This window comes from Castellaniella sp. (assembly GCF_049650445.1).
Taxonomy (GTDB): Bacteria; Pseudomonadota; Gammaproteobacteria; order Burkholderiales; family Burkholderiaceae_B; genus Castellaniella.
Genome location: NZ_JBASAD010000022.1, coordinates 17,594 through 31,336, shown reverse-complemented (window position 1 = coordinate 31,336; position 13,743 = coordinate 17,594). Strand labels below are relative to the sequence as shown.

At 67.1% G+C, this 13,743-nt stretch carries 14 protein-coding genes; 6 read left to right on the top strand and 8 right to left on the bottom strand.

What is annotated here, in order from left to right; genetic code table 11:
• Position 1: 1 nt before the first annotated feature.
• The 4 genes from WA983_RS07570 (at position 2) to WA983_RS07555 (ending at position 4,293) form a co-directional block, all read left to right on the top strand.
• Complete coding sequence (locus WA983_RS07570; RefSeq protein WP_424311819.1) at positions 2 to 523, top strand: ExbD/TolR family protein; 522 nt, start codon at positions 2 to 4, stop codon at positions 521 to 523.
• A gap of 86 nt (positions 524 to 609) precedes the next feature.
• Complete coding sequence (locus WA983_RS07565; RefSeq protein ID WP_424247561.1) at positions 610 to 1,284, top strand: response regulator; 675 nt, start codon at positions 610 to 612, stop codon at positions 1,282 to 1,284.
• A gap of 31 nt (positions 1,285 to 1,315) precedes the next feature.
• Positions 1,316 to 2,398, top strand: a complete 1,083-nt coding sequence (locus WA983_RS07560; RefSeq protein ID WP_424247584.1) for a sensor histidine kinase — start codon at positions 1,316 to 1,318, stop codon at positions 2,396 to 2,398.
• A gap of 8 nt (positions 2,399 to 2,406) precedes the next feature.
• Positions 2,407 to 4,293, top strand: coding sequence for a potassium transporter Kup (locus tag WA983_RS07555; protein WP_424311818.1), 1,887 nt, complete (start codon positions 2,407 to 2,409; stop codon positions 4,291 to 4,293).
• Positions 4,294 to 4,309: 16 nt separating this feature from the next.
• Here WA983_RS07555 and WA983_RS07550 read toward each other — a convergent pair whose 3' ends face one another.
• The 7 genes from WA983_RS07550 to WA983_RS07520 form a co-directional block, all read right to left on the bottom strand.
• The gene (locus WA983_RS07550) at positions 4,310 to 4,711 is read right to left on the bottom strand and encodes a hypothetical protein (RefSeq protein WP_424247565.1); all 402 of its coding nucleotides are present in this window, start codon (positions 4,709 to 4,711) and stop codon (positions 4,310 to 4,312) included.
• Between the two features lie 135 nt (positions 4,712 to 4,846).
• Positions 4,847 to 5,188: a monovalent cation/H(+) antiporter subunit G gene (mnhG, locus tag WA983_RS07545; RefSeq protein WP_424247567.1), complete on the bottom strand. Its 342-nt coding sequence runs from the start codon at positions 5,186 to 5,188 to the stop codon at positions 4,847 to 4,849.
• Positions 5,185 to 5,469 (bottom strand): K+/H+ antiporter subunit F, encoded by a 285-nt coding sequence (locus tag WA983_RS07540; protein ID WP_424247569.1) that lies wholly within the window; start codon positions 5,467 to 5,469, stop codon positions 5,185 to 5,187. The genes mnhG and WA983_RS07540 overlap by 4 nt, the downstream gene beginning before the upstream one ends.
• Positions 5,466 to 5,954, bottom strand: a complete 489-nt coding sequence (locus WA983_RS07535; protein WP_424247571.1) for a Na+/H+ antiporter subunit E — start codon at positions 5,952 to 5,954, stop codon at positions 5,466 to 5,468. The genes WA983_RS07540 and WA983_RS07535 overlap by 4 nt, the downstream gene beginning before the upstream one ends.
• A complete protein-coding gene (locus WA983_RS07530) occupies positions 5,951 to 7,600 on the bottom strand; it encodes a monovalent cation/H+ antiporter subunit D (RefSeq protein WP_424247572.1) in 1,650 nt (549 codons plus the stop codon). Before WA983_RS07530 ends, WA983_RS07535 begins: the two co-directional genes overlap by 4 nt.
• A complete protein-coding gene (locus WA983_RS07525) occupies positions 7,597 to 7,938 on the bottom strand; it encodes a Na+/H+ antiporter subunit C (protein ID WP_424247574.1) in 342 nt (113 codons plus the stop codon). Before WA983_RS07525 ends, WA983_RS07530 begins: the two co-directional genes overlap by 4 nt.
• Before the next feature lies 1 nt (position 7,939).
• Positions 7,940 to 10,837: a monovalent cation/H+ antiporter subunit A gene (locus WA983_RS07520; protein ID WP_424247576.1), complete on the bottom strand. Its 2,898-nt coding sequence runs from the start codon at positions 10,835 to 10,837 to the stop codon at positions 7,940 to 7,942.
• Positions 10,838 to 11,085: 248 nt separating this feature from the next.
• Between WA983_RS07520 and hemN the strand changes: the two genes are divergently transcribed.
• Positions 11,086 to 12,516: an oxygen-independent coproporphyrinogen III oxidase gene (gene hemN / locus WA983_RS07515; RefSeq protein ID WP_424247578.1), complete on the top strand. Its 1,431-nt coding sequence runs from the start codon at positions 11,086 to 11,088 to the stop codon at positions 12,514 to 12,516.
• Here hemN and WA983_RS07510 read toward each other — a convergent pair.
• Positions 12,498 to 12,923: a YbaN family protein gene (locus tag WA983_RS07510; RefSeq protein WP_424247580.1), complete on the bottom strand. Its 426-nt coding sequence runs from the start codon at positions 12,921 to 12,923 to the stop codon at positions 12,498 to 12,500. The two genes, hemN and WA983_RS07510, sit on opposite strands and share 19 nt — an antisense overlap.
• A gap of 69 nt (positions 12,924 to 12,992) precedes the next feature.
• Between WA983_RS07510 and WA983_RS07505 the strand changes: the two genes are divergently transcribed.
• A complete protein-coding gene (locus WA983_RS07505; protein ID WP_424247582.1) occupies positions 12,993 to 13,652 on the top strand; it encodes a Crp/Fnr family transcriptional regulator in 660 nt (219 codons plus the stop codon).
• Positions 13,653 to 13,743: the final 91 nt, after the last annotated feature.

Below are 13,743 nucleotides of genomic sequence, written 5' to 3'. Positions count from 1 at the left end.
CATGGCATTCGGCAGTTTCGATTCCAAGGGGCCCGGCAGCACCATGTCCGAGATCAATATGGTGCCGCTGATCGACGTGATGCTGGTGCTGTTGGTGATCTTCATCATCACGGCGCCCCTGCTCAGCCACTCGATCCGCATCAACGTGCCCCAGGTCACGGCCCAGCCGGTGGAGCAGAAGCCGGTAGTGATCGATCTGGCCATCGACCCGTCCGGCGCGCTGTTCTGGAACGAGCAGCCGATCGCCGAGGATGAACTGGCCGCCCGCTTCGCCGCCGAGGCCGGGGTTGATCCCCAGCCCGAAGTCCGCATTCGCGCCGACGTGGAGACCCGCTATGGGCTGCTGGCGCAAATCATGGGGGCGGCCCGCCAGGCAGGCATGAAGCGCCTGGGCTTCGTCACCACGCCGGGCCAGCCGGTCCGGGGTGGGCCGCAGACAGGCTCGGCGCCGGAAGGCGCCGCTCCGGCGGCCACCGGGGGGCCGGCCGCATCGCCGGCTCCGGCCGCCGCGCACGGCGGTTGATCGGGCGCGTTCAAGCAATCGTCAGCAATGTAACGCGACCCTCCAACGATGACGCGGCGTGAACGCTTCGGGCTAGAATCAGCGTCATGAGAGTCCTGGTCATCGAAGACGACGCCACCCTCGGTCACGCCCTGCAGGAGTTCCTGGGTGGGCAGGGCTATGCCGTCGACTGGCTGCTGTCTGGCGATCGTGTCGAAGGCGCGCTCGCCGGGCAGATCTACGATCTGCTGCTGCTAGATCTGAACCTGCCCGGTCTGAGCGGCCTGGAAGTCCTGCGCCGCGTACGCGACGGCGGTTCCCAGGTGCCGGTGCTGATCCTCACGGCGCGCGATGGTCTGGACGACCGCGTGGCCGGTCTGGATGCCGGCGCCGACGATTACGTCACCAAACCCTTTGAATTGCCCGAGCTGGCCGCGCGGGTGCGGGCTTTGGCCCGCCGGCACACGGGCCAGGCCCAGACCATCCTGGAATGCGGTCCTCTGTCTTTCGACACCGTGGGGCGCCAGATCCGGGTGGATGGCAAACGTCTGGCGCTGTCGGTCCGCGAACTGTCCGTGCTGGAAATGCTGATGGCGCGTCCCGGCCGGGTGGTGACCAAGCAGCAGATCGTCAATTCCCTGTCGGCCTGGGATGCCGATTTCAGCGAAAACGCGGTCGAAGTCTATGTCTACCGCCTGCGCAAGCGGCTCGACGGCACTGGGACCAGTATCCAGACGGTGCGCGGTTTCGGTTACCTGCTCGACGTCGACCGTGCCCCCTGAATCCATCGCCGGCCCGCGCGTCGGCCGCAGGGTGCGGGGTCTGGTCGAGCGTCTGATCCCCCGGGATTCGCTGGCTCGCCGCCTGGTGCGCCGGTTGCTGCCGGCCTTTTTCATTCTGGCGGCGATCGACCTGCTGGCCACCTGGTTCATGACGGGGGTGATCCGTCCCCAACCCTGGCTGCTGCGCGATCTGTTCTGGACCATGATGCTGACCCAGGGCTTGCTGGTGGTACTGTTCGTCTGGGTGCTGATTTCCGGTATCCGCGTCGAATTGGCCTCCATCAACCGGCTGGCCGACGACATTCGCCAGCGCTCCATCGAGGATCTGCAGCCGCTCGACACCGCCGGCCTGCCGAGCGAGATCGCGCCTCTGCTCCTGCATTTCAATGACCTGCTCGTACGCCTGGACGATTCGGTCCAGGCCCAGCGCCGCTTCATCGGCCATGCCGCCCACCAGTTGCGCACCCCCCTGGCCGGCCTGAAAGTCGAGTCCGAACTCATGCTCGGTCAGGACCTGTCCGAGGATATCCGCGTACGCGCCGGGCGCATCAAGTCCGTGACCGATCATATGATCCGCATGGGCCAGCAACTGCTGATCCTGGCGCGCGCCGAACACGCGGCCCGGCCACAGGACAGTTTCGTGCGCCTGGATCTGTGCGAATGGATGCGTCAGGCGGGCGGGGAGTGGCTGTCGCGTACGCGCGACCAGTCGCTCGATCTGCAACTGGTGGCGCCTGACGCGGTGGTCTGGGTGGACGGCGATCCGGTGCTGCTGGGGGAATTGCTGGGCAATCTGATCGACAACGCCCTGCGCTATGGACGGGGCGCGCGCGGCATCGTGCTGCGCGTCATGGCCAATCCGCCCTCGTTTTCGGTCGAGGACGACGGCGCAGGCATCCAGGCCGAGGATCTGGACCGTGTCTTCGAGGCTTTTTACCGTGCAGCCGATGCGGTCCAGGGCGGCTCTGGTCTGGGGTTGGCGATCGTGCGCGAAATCGCGCGCGCCCACGGCGCCTGGTGGAAGATCGCCAGCCGGCCCGCGTTTCCCGGTACCCGGGTCACGCTCGTTTTTCCCGGCCCCCGGCGGGGCGCCTGCCTCACGCGGGCCGAATGACACATCCTATGAACATGCAGAAAGAAACGACGCCCCATAGTCCGCAGGCGGCCCTGATGATCGGCGCCCTGGGCGTGGTCTATGGCGACATCGGCACCAGCCCGCTGTACACCATGAAGGTCGCCTTGTCGGGTACGGGCCGGCCCGACGTCGAGCATATCCTGGGGATGCTGTCGATCCTGTTCTGGATGCTGATCCTGGTGGTGTCGCTGAAATACGTGACTTGCATCCTGCGCGCCGACAACCGGGGCGAAGGGGGCACGCTGGCCCTGATGGAACTGGCCCTGCGCGGACGCTCCGGCCCGAAGCGCTGGCGCCTGGCCGTGCTGGGGCTGATCGGCGCCAGCCTGTTCTACGGCGACAGCATGATCACTCCGGCGATCTCCGTGCTGTCGGCCGTCGAGGGCATCGGCATCGTGTCGCACCGGCTGGACGCCTGGGTCGTGCCGATCTCGGTGGTCGTGCTGGTGGCTCTGTTCATGTTTCAGTCGCGCGGCACCGGTACTGTGGGCAAGCTCTTCGGGCCGGTGATGCTGTGCTGGTTCCTGGTGCTGGGCGGGCTGGGCGCCTGGCGGATCATTGGCCAGCCCGAGGTCCTGCGGGCCGTCAACCCGGTCTGGGCCTTCCGCTTCATCGGCGACGCCCCCTGGGAAACCTTTCTGGCGCTGGGCGCGCTGGTCCTGGCGCTGACCGGCGCCGAGGCGTTGTACGCCGACATGGGGCACTTCGGCGGTTCGATCATCCGCCGCGCCTGGTTCTCCCTGGTACTGCCGGCACTCGTTCTGTGCTATTTCGGGCAGGGGGCGCTGTTGCTCAGCGACCCCGAGGCCATCCGCAACCCCTTCTTTCTGCTGGCGCCCGACTGGGGCCTGATTCCACTGGTGGCGCTGGCCACGCTGGCTACGGTCATCGCCTCGCAATCGGTGATTTCCGGCGCGTTTTCCATGACGCGGCAGGCGGTGCAACTGGGCTACTGGCCGCGGATGGTGATCCAGCACACCTCGGCACGCGAAGAAGGGCAGATCTATCTGCCGCGCGTGAACTGGCTGCTGCTGGCGGCCGTCCTGGTCCTGACGCTGTCCTTTGGTTCCTCCGACCGTCTGGCGCATGCCTACGGCTTTGCCGTCACGGGCACGATGCTGATGACCTCGCTGCTGGCGTTTGCCGTGCTGCCGCAGAATACGCATGGCGTGCGGCGCCTGGCCTGGCTGGCCCTGATCACTCTGTTTCTGGTGATCGACGTGCTGCTGTTTTCGTCCAATACGCTCAAGCTGCACGAAGGCGGCTGGCTGCCGCTGGTGGTGGGGATCGTTCTGCTGACCTTGATGGTGACCTGGAAGCAGGGGCGCCAGCAGATCCACGATACGCTTGCCGGCGATCAACAGCCGCTGGTCGGCTTCATGGAGTCTTTGGAGGCCTACCCGCCGACCCGCGTACCGGGCACGGCGGTCTTCATGAGCATGATCGTGGGGACGGTGCCGCCCGCGCTGTTGCACAATTTGAAACACAACAAAGTGCTGCACGAGCAGGCGCTGTTCCTGACGATCGAGGTCGCTGACGTGCCGTACGTGCCTTTTGGCGAACGGCTGCGGATCGAACGGGTCAGCCGCAGCGCCTGGCAGGCCGTGGCACGCTGGGGGTTCAAGCAGGAACCCAACGTGCCCCAGGTCGTGGAGCAGATCGGCCTGGAGGTCCAGGATCTGAACCTGGAGCCCATGCTGACTTCATATTTCCTGTCGCGCCAGACCGTGATCGTGGTACGCCGCTTGCCGTGGCACCAGAGCTGGCGGCGGCATCTGTTCGCCTTCATGGCGCGCAATGCCAGCCGCAGCACCCGGTTCTACAAGATTCCGCCCAATCGCGTGGTGGAAATGGGCATGCAGATGGAACTCTGACCGGGGTGCGCTCAAATCAGGAACCGGGCGCGGGGATCGTGATCGTGGTTTCGCGCAGCACACCGCCGGACTGGACCGAGCCTTGCGTGCGCGCGTCGGTGTCGCCCATCAGGGCCATGCAGTCCTTGCGCTGGTCGGCGGGCAGGCTGTCGCAGCGTTCGTCGCGGTTGCGCGCTTCGACCTGGGCGGACGGCTGGGTCAGCGTGTCCTGGCGAGTCGCCTGGGCTGCGGCGCCTGCTTCTTTCAGGCAGGCCTGTACGTCGATGCCCGGGGTGTTGTGGCAGCGCGCCACGTCTTTCTGGTACTGGGATTGGGCTTGCGGTCCGGCTGCTTGCGCTCCGGAGGTGAACAAGGCTGCGTAGCCCAGGCCGGCGGCCAGCAGCGCGACGCGTAGCGGCATGTGATTGATTCGACGCATGATGAACACTCCTTGCGAGTGGATCCCGGGCGATTCCCGGCTCGGTTCAGGGACCATGCGGGCGATGCGAAACGGAACCGCGCGCACGGCTTCGAATCAAGTTTACGGGTTTCCCCTAGTCATAGAGTAACCAGATCATTCAGACCCATCCGGGGCATCGGCGGCATCCGGGTGCGTACGCTGGCGGCGGCGCGCGCTCTGCATCAACAGAATGGCCGTGACCGGCGCCGTCATGAACAGGAACAGGCAGATCAGCCATTCGTGGACGATGGGCCGGTGCTGCAGCAGACTGGCGACCAGGGTGGCCGCCAGGGCGACGCAGAATGCCCCCATCGTCATGCCCATGGTCGGGGCGTGCATGCGTTCGGGAAAGCTGCGCAGGCGCAGCAGCCCGAGGGAACCCACCAGGGTCACGATCCCTGCCAGGACGAGCAGCAGGGCCGCCGGCACGGCGGCCCACAGGGGCAGTTCGGTCATGGCTCGATCACCTCGCCGCGCAGCAGGAATTTGGACAGGGCGGCCGAGCCGACGAAGCCGAACAGGGCGATCAGCAGGGCCACGTCGAAATACAGCCCGGCCTCGAAGCGCAGGCCCAGCACCAGCAGGATCAGCATGCCGTTGATGTAGAGGGTGTCCAGGGCCAGGACGCGGTCCTCGGCGCCGGGGCCTCGGATCAGGCGCACGGCGGCGCAGCCCAGCCCCAGGGTGAAGCACAGCAGGGCAAAGCCGCCAGCCCAGTACAGTAGCGTCGCGCTCATTCGAAGATCTCCATCAGGGGGCGTTCGTAGCGGTCCTGGATGATGTGGGTCAGGCCCTGGGGATCACTCAGGTCCAGCACGTGCAAGGTCAGGACGTTGCGCTCGGGATCGTGGCCGGACCAGACGGTGCCGGGCGTGAAGGTGACGATGCAGGCCAGCGCCGCCAGGCCGTGCGGGTCGCGGATGCGCAGCGGGATGTCCAGAAAGCCCGGATGGGCATTGGCCCGGGGGCCGCGCAGGATGATGCGTCCGACGTCGCGGTTCGAGCGGGCGATGTCGACGGCGACGTGCCAGGTCAGGCGCAGGGCCGTGAGCGGATGCGACAGACGCGCGCGTACCGGGCGCAGGATCGGGGCCAGCAGGGCGAGCGTCAGGGCGATGACCGTCCCCAGGACCAGATGGCCCGTCGACAGGCTGTCGTTCAGCACCAGCCAGAGGATCAGCAGCAGGCAGGCCAGCGGCAAGGCGTGGAGCAGGCGCTTCATCGCGGCGCTCCGTGACCGGTGGCCGGGTCGGGAAAGACGTGCGGGCCCTGGCCCAGCACCGCTTCGACGTAGCGGCCCGGTTGGTCCAGATACCAGGCGGTGTCTTCCAGGTAGGCCATCACGGACCCGGCGCGTACCGTCAGCAGGGCGCAGGCCGACAACAGCACCAGGACGGGGATGGCCTCGTTCAGCCGCAGGGTCGGGATGTGCAGGTCCTCCGGCACCCAGAACAGGCGCACACCGCAGCGGCCCAGGGCGATCAGGGCGGCCACGCCGGAGCACAGCATGGCCGCCACCAGCAGCCAGACGTTGACCGTGGGCGCGCCGTATTCGGCGGTGCGCAACGCGGCCGACAGCAGCGAGAATTTCGCCACGAAGCCCGACAGCGGCGGCAGGCCGATGATGAGCAGGGCGCAGGCAAAGAAGCTCAGGCCCAGGAAGGCCATGGTGGCTGGCAGCGGCACGCCCACCGTCTGGCCGCTCAGGTCGGCGGCGTCAGGGTCGTCGTTCTCGTAGGCTTCCTGGGTGATGGCCAGCATGTCGGCGCCAAAGGACTGGCTGCGCTCGGTCAGCTCCAGCAGCAGGAACAGGGCGCCCAGCGCCAGAACCGAGCTGAGCAGGTAGTACAGGGCCGGGCCGGTCAGGGTGGCGCCGGGCATGCCCAGGGCGGCGAACAGCGTGCCCGAGGATGTGATGATGGCGTAGGCGGCGATGCGCCGCGCCTGGGTGCTGGCCAGCATGCCCAGGGTGCCGAAGGCCAGGGTGGCGATCCCGGCGGGAAACATCCAGGCGCCGCCGAAGGCTGCCGGGGCGCCGGCCGGCAGCAGCAGCGAACCGATGCGCAGGAGGGCGTAGATGCCGACCTTGGTCATGATGGCGAACAGCGCGGCCACCGGCGCGGCGGCTTCGGAATAGGTGTTCGGCAGCCAGAAGTTCAGCGGCCAGGCGGCGGCCTTGATCAGGAAGGCGGCCCCCAGGATCGCCGCTGCGCTGTCGAACAGTTGCCGATCCGCGCCGTGCAGGGCCAGGGCGCGCACCGACAGGTCGGCCAGGTTCAGCGTGCCGGTCAGGCCGTAGATCAGGGCGATGGCCACCAGCAGCAGGAAGGACGCAATCAGATTGACGGCGATGTAGTGCAGGGCGGCGCCGACCCGGCGCTTGCCCGAGCCGTGCAGCATCAGGCCGTAGGATGCGGTCAGCAGGATCTCGAAGAAGACGAACAGATTGAACAGGTCGCCCGTCAGGAAGGCGCCGTTCAGGCCCATCATGATCAGCAGGAACAGAGGATGGAAGTGGCTGCCGGCCCGGTCCCAGCGGGCCGTGGCGTAGATCCAGGCGCACAGGCCCAGCACCGCCGTCAGGCCCAGCATCAGCGCGGCCAGCCGGTCGGCCACCAGCACGATGCCGAAGGGTGCGGGCCAGTTGCCCAGCAGGTAGACGCCGACGCCGTCGGGCCAGTGCGGCGCGCCGATGCCCTGGGTGGCGCGCACCAGCATCAGGGCGGTCAGCGCCATCAGGCCGAGCGCGACCGCGCCCAGTGCCACGCGCAGCCGCCGCTGGTTGTCGCGAGTCAGCAGCATCAGCGCCGCCGCAAGCAGGGGGATCAGGACCGGCAGGACCGGCAGGTGTTGCAGCCAGATGTTCATGGGCGATGTTCCTCACCGTCCACGTGGTCGGTGTCGCTCATCCCGCGCGAAGCCAGCAGCACGACCAGAAACAGCGCCGTGGTGGCAAAGCCGATGACGATGGCGGTCAGCACCAGAGCCTGGGGCAGGGGGTCGGCGTAGCGTGCCGGGTCGGTCCAGGCCGGATCGATGACCGGCGGCGCGTCCACCCGCAGCCGTCCCATGGCGAAGATGAACAGATTGACCGCATAGCTGAGCAGCGCCAGGCCCATGATGAACTGGAAGGTGCGTGGCCGCAGCAGCAGCCAGACTCCCGAGCCTGCGAGTACGCCGATTGCCAGTGCCAGTATCCATTCCATGTCAGGCCTCGACCGTGTCCGCAGCTTCAGTGAGCTTGCGGTAGAAGCGCAGGGACTGGTGCGCCAGGGCGATGATCATCAGGACCGTCGCGCCCACCACCAGCATGTAGACGCCCAGATCGAACAGCAGCACGCTGGACAGGTGCAGGGTGCCGACCAGGGGCAGGGCCAGGTCCAGCGCATGGGCAGCGAGCAAGGGCTTGCCGACCCACCATACCGCCATGGCGGCGGCGCCGGCCACCAGCAGACCCAGGGCGATCCAGGCTTGCGGGCGGATCAGGGGACGGGCTTCGACCCACAGAATGCCACCCACCAGGTATTGCAGGATGATGCCGGTGGCCATGATCAGTCCGCCGATGAAGCCGCCGCCCGGCAGGTTGTGGCCGCGCAGCAGGAAGTACAGCGAGATCAGGGTGGAGACCGGCAGCAGCAGCCGCACCAGGACGGCGGGCACGCGCATCGTGCCCTCGGGCAGCGGCGCCCGCAGATCGGGTTCCTCGAAGGCGGCCGGCGTGTCGCCGCCGCGATGGCGCAGCGGCGCGGCAATGGTTTCTGCCGGCGGGCGGAAGCGTCGCAGCAGTGCGTACACGCTGAGCGCCACGACCCCCAGCACCGTGATTTCTCCGAAGGTGTCGAAGGCGCGGAAATCGACCAGGATCACGTTGACCACGTTGGCGCCGCCGCCCAGGGGCAAGGCCTGCTGGACGAAATAGGCGGCAATGCTGTCGTGCGCCGAGGGGCGCGTCATCATGACGTAGGCCAGGACCGCCATCATGGTGCCTGCGGCCCCGGCCACCAGGAAGTCGCGCCGCCGCCGCCAGCGCGTCATCTGCGGCGTGGGGCCGGGGAATTCCTCGATGCGGGGCGGCAGCCAGCGCAGCCCCAGCAGGATGAGCACGGTGGTGACGACTTCGACCGTGAGCTGGGTCAGGGCCAGGTCGGGGGCCGACAGCCAGGCGAAGGTGACGCAGGTGGTCAGGCCGGCCGCACCGGCCAGCATCAGCGAGGCGGCGCGGTGGTATTTGGCCTGGTAGGCCGCCGCCAGGGCGCAGGCGCCGCCCGCCAGCCACATCAGCCCGAAGGACCATTGTGCCGGGGTGGTGATGGCGACGTGCGGCCACCAGCCGCCCGGCAGCAGCGGCAGCAACGCGACTGCGCCGGTGGCCAGTACCAGCAACAGCGCCTGGGGTTGCAGCCGCTGGGTCTGCAACCAGGACAGCAGCCGTGCCGAGCCGGCGTCGATGGCCTCCAGCAGGGATTCGAAGGACTGGCGCCCGTCCAGGCGGTAGATCAGGGGCACCTGACCTGGTGTGCGCCGGTCGCGCGCGCGCAGCGCCAGGTACAGGCCGATGCCGGCGACCATGGCGGCCAGACTCATCAGCAGGGGCAGGTTCAGGCCGTGCCAGACCTGCAGGTCGTAGACCGGGATGTGATTGCCCAGCAGGGACCGCATGACCATGTTCAGGACGGGTTCCAGGAACAGGCCGGGCAGAATGCCTACGGCCAGGCAGAACAGCACCAGCACCGCGCAGGGGATCAGCATCATGCGGGGCGGATCGTGCGGCGTGCGCGGCAGATCGGTCGCAGGCGGGCCGAAGAATACCTGCAGGATGAAGCGCAGCGAATACGCCACGCTGAAGGCGCCTGCCACCACGGCGGCGATCGGCAGGCCCCAGCGGCTGGCCCAGTGCCCGGTGATGAAGACGGTTTCCGCGAAGAACATTTCCTTCGAGATGAAGCCGTTGAGCAGCGGCACGCCCGCCATGGCGGCGGCCGACACCATGGCCAGTGTCGCGGTCAGCGGCATCAGGGTCCGCAGGCCGGACAGGCGGGTCAGGTCGCGGGTGCCGCTTTCGTGATCGACGATCCCCGCCGCCATGAACAGCGACGCCTTGAAAGTGGCGTGGTTGATGATGTGGAACACGGCGGCCACCAGGGCCAGGCGGCTGTTCATGCCCAGCAGCAGGGTGATCAGACCCAGGTGGCTGATGGTGGAGTAGGCCAGCACGCCCTTCATGTCGCGCTGGAAGGTGGCGGCATAGGCACCCAGCAGCAGCGAGCACAGGCCCGCGCCGCCGATGATCCAGGTCCACCAGTCGGTGCCGGAGAAGATCGGCCAGAAGCGTGCCAGCAGGAAGACGCCTGCCTTCACCATGGTGGCCGAGTGCAGGTAGGCCGATACCGGGGTGGGGGCCGCCATGGCGTTGGGCAGCCAGAAATGGAAGGGAAACTGGGCGCTTTTGGTCAGGGCACCCAGGGCCAGCAGCACCAGCAGGATGGGGTACCAGCGGTGACTCCGGATCGCCGTGGCGGCCGCGAGTACCGCGTCCAGATCGTAGCTGCCGACGATGTGGCCAATGATGAGCATGCTGGCCAGCAGGCAGAAGCCGCCGGCGCCGGTCACCAGCAGGGCCATCCGCGCGCCGCGCCGGGCGTCCATGCGGTGGTGCCAGTAGCCGATCAGCATGAACGAGGACAGGCTGGTCAGCTCCCAGAACACCAGCAATTGGATCAGGTTGCCGGCCAGCACTACGCCCAGCATGGCGCCCATGAAGCTGAGCAGAAAAGTGAAGAAGCGGGGGACCGGGTCCTGAGCCGACAGGTAATAATGGGCGTACAAGGCGATCAGGGCACCCATGGCCGAGATGATCACGGCGAACAGCCAGGCGTAGCCGTCCATGCGCAGGGTCAGGTCCACCCCCAGGGTGGGGATCCAGGGCAGGCTGAGCTTGATGACGCCTGAGGCGGCGACTTCGGGGGTGAGCCACAGCGTCAGGATCAGGCAGGCCAGTGCGCTGCCGCCCGCCAGCCAGGCTCCCGCCCGGCGCGCGGTCGCGGGCAGCAGCGAGGCGCACAGGCTGCCGGCAAACGGGATCGCGAGGATCAGGGTCAGGAGCATGGGGTGGATGATACGGAAATCGGAAACACACAGCCCGCGGGTCCTTGCCGGACAAATCGCCGGATGCGAAGGACATGGCCGGGCGTGGGTGCGCGGAATGGTTCAATGATACGCGAAGACACCGGCTTGACTTGCGTCAAGTCGGTAGGAGGATTTTTCAGGGACACTATGTTGAAATGTAGAACAATGCCGCCTGAAGCACCGGTCCTCTCGGTTTCCGGCGCGGCCTTGTCGCAGGAGTTTGCCGCATGACGACCCAAGAAACGCCCGCCGAGGCCTCCTCTGCGGAGACCATCGCTTTTCCCGACCTGGAAATTTCCGAGGCGCTGATCCGTCGCTTCGACCAGTCCGGCCCGCGCTACACCTCGTATCCGACGGCCGACCGTTTTCAGCAGGACTACCCGGCTGCGGCCTACGTCGCGCGTCTTCAAGAGCGGGCAGCGGCCGAGCAGGCGCCGCCCCTGTCGGTCTACGTGCACCTGCCGTTTTGCGAGTCGCTGTGCTATTTCTGTGCATGCAACAAGATCATCACCCAGGACCACAGCCGTTCGGCTGAATACCTGGATGTCCTGTACCAGGAAATCGACCAGGTCGGCCCGCACCTGGGTCGCCACAACCGCGCGATTCAACTGCACCTGGGGGGCGGCACGCCGACCTTCCTGAGTGCGGACGAACTGACTGCGTTGATGGACCGGATCCGCCGCCACGTCGAATTCACCCCCGACGCCGAACTGGGCGTAGAGATCGATCCACGCACCGTCACGCCTGCGTCGCTGACCATGCTGGCGGGGCTGGGCTTCAATCGCACCAGCTTCGGCGTGCAGGACTTCGATCCCCTGGTGCAGGCGGCGGTCAACCGCATCCAGCCGTATGACATGGTGCGTACGGCCCTGCAGGCCAGCCGGGACAACGGTTTTCAGTCGATCAACGCCGATCTGATCTACGGTCTGCCCAAGCAGACGCTGGACAGTTTCAGCCGCACCCTGGACCAGTTGATCGAGCTATCCCCCGATCGTATCGCCCTGTACAACTACGCCCACCTGCCTGACCGCTTCAAGGCGCAGCGCCTGATTCACGCCGAAGACCTGCCCAGCGCCGACACGCGCCTGGGGATCTTCCTGATGTCGGTGCGCCGTCTGCTGGCGGCCGGCTATGTCTATATCGGGTTGGACCATTTCGCCAAGCCCGACGACGAGCTCAACCGGGCGCGCCTGAACCAGAGCCTGCATCGCAATTTCCAGGGTTACACCACCCGCGCGGAATGTGATCTGGTGGGCTTCGGCGTTTCGGCGATCGGCAAGGTCGGCGACGCTTACATCCAGAACCACCATTCCCTGAACGCCTACCGCGACTGTCTGCAGCAGGGCGAACTGCCCACGGCCAAGGGTTTCGACCTGAGCCCGGAGGACGCCCTGCGCCGCGAGGTCATCATGACCGTCATGTGCAGCATGCCGCTGGATTTCGCTGATTTCCAGGCGCGCCACGGCCGTTCCTTCGAGTCCTGTTTTGCGGACGAACTGGCCCGTTTGCGCCCCTATGCGAACGCCGGTTTGCTGGAGCTGGATGCGCGCGGCCTGCGGGTGCTGCCCAAGGGACGCGTGTTCGTGCGCGCGCTGGCGATGGTGTTCGATCAGTACGTGCGCCGGCCCCGGGTGGCGACCTATTCCCGCTTGATCTGATCGGGGGTGATCGGGTCCTGTGTGTGCGTGGCCACGTCGGCGTCGCCCGCCGGCCGGGTGGGCAGGCGCCACAGGTAGATCGTCACGCCGATGCCCGGGATCAGCAGGAACCAGCGCGCCCAGGGCACCGGCATGACCCAGGCCGACAGGGCCAGCGAGGGCCACATGAAGGCCAGCGCGATGCATTTGCTGCGCAAGGGGATACCGCGCCCCGCCTGAAAGTCGCGGATGTACGGACCGAGGATGCGATGGGACATCAACCAGGCATGCATGCGCGGCGAACTGCGCAGGAAGCAGAAAGCCGCCAGCAGCAGAAAGGGGGTGGTGGGCAGCAGGGGCAGGAAGATGCCCAGCATGCCCAGGGCCAGGGCCACGATACCCAGGAAGGTCAGGAGAGCGCGGATCATCGTACGGGGGATTCTATCAACCCGTGGCGTCTGCGGGGTGGGGGCGACGACCGCACGCGTCACGCCCGGATGCGCGATCTGCTCTCTCAGGTGCCGCTGTTCAACGAACTGCAGCCACAGGATCTGGACCCCATTGCCCGGGGCACCAGCGAGATCAGCGCCGTGCGCGGGGACATCATCTTCCGGCGTGGCGATCCCTGCCTGGGGTTCCACGTGGTGGTCTACGGCCAGGTGAAGCTGGTGTTCGTTTCGACCTCAGGGGTGGAGCGCGTCGTGCGCCTGATCGGCCCGGGCGACGGTTTCGGCGAGGCCTTGATGTTCATGGGCAAGGACTACATCGTCACTGCCGAGGCCCTGCGCGACACGCTGCTGCTGCATGTGGGGCGCGATGCACTGTTCGATCAGCTTGACCGCAATCCCGGCATGGCGCGCAAGATGCTGGCCGGCCTGAGCCAGCGTCTGTACACCCTGATGGGCGACGTCGAGGCCTACACCCTGCACACCGGCGCCCAGCGCCTGATCACCTATCTGCTGCGCGAATGGCGGGGCGAGGCGGGGGAACCCTTTCGCATCGAGATCAGCAAGGCCGTCGTTGCTTCGCGCCTGAACCTGACCCCGGAACACTTTTCCCGCATCCTGCGCGAACTGAGCGGCCGCGGCCTGATCCGCGTTCGGGGCCGCGAATACACCATCCTGGATCCCGACGGACTGAGAGGTTATAAGGGATGAGTCCGGACGTAGGACAGTCCTCTGCGGACTGTCCTACGCCTGACGAATCGAAGCGGCCTGCAGGCCGCGACGTGGAGGGATGCCGCAATTC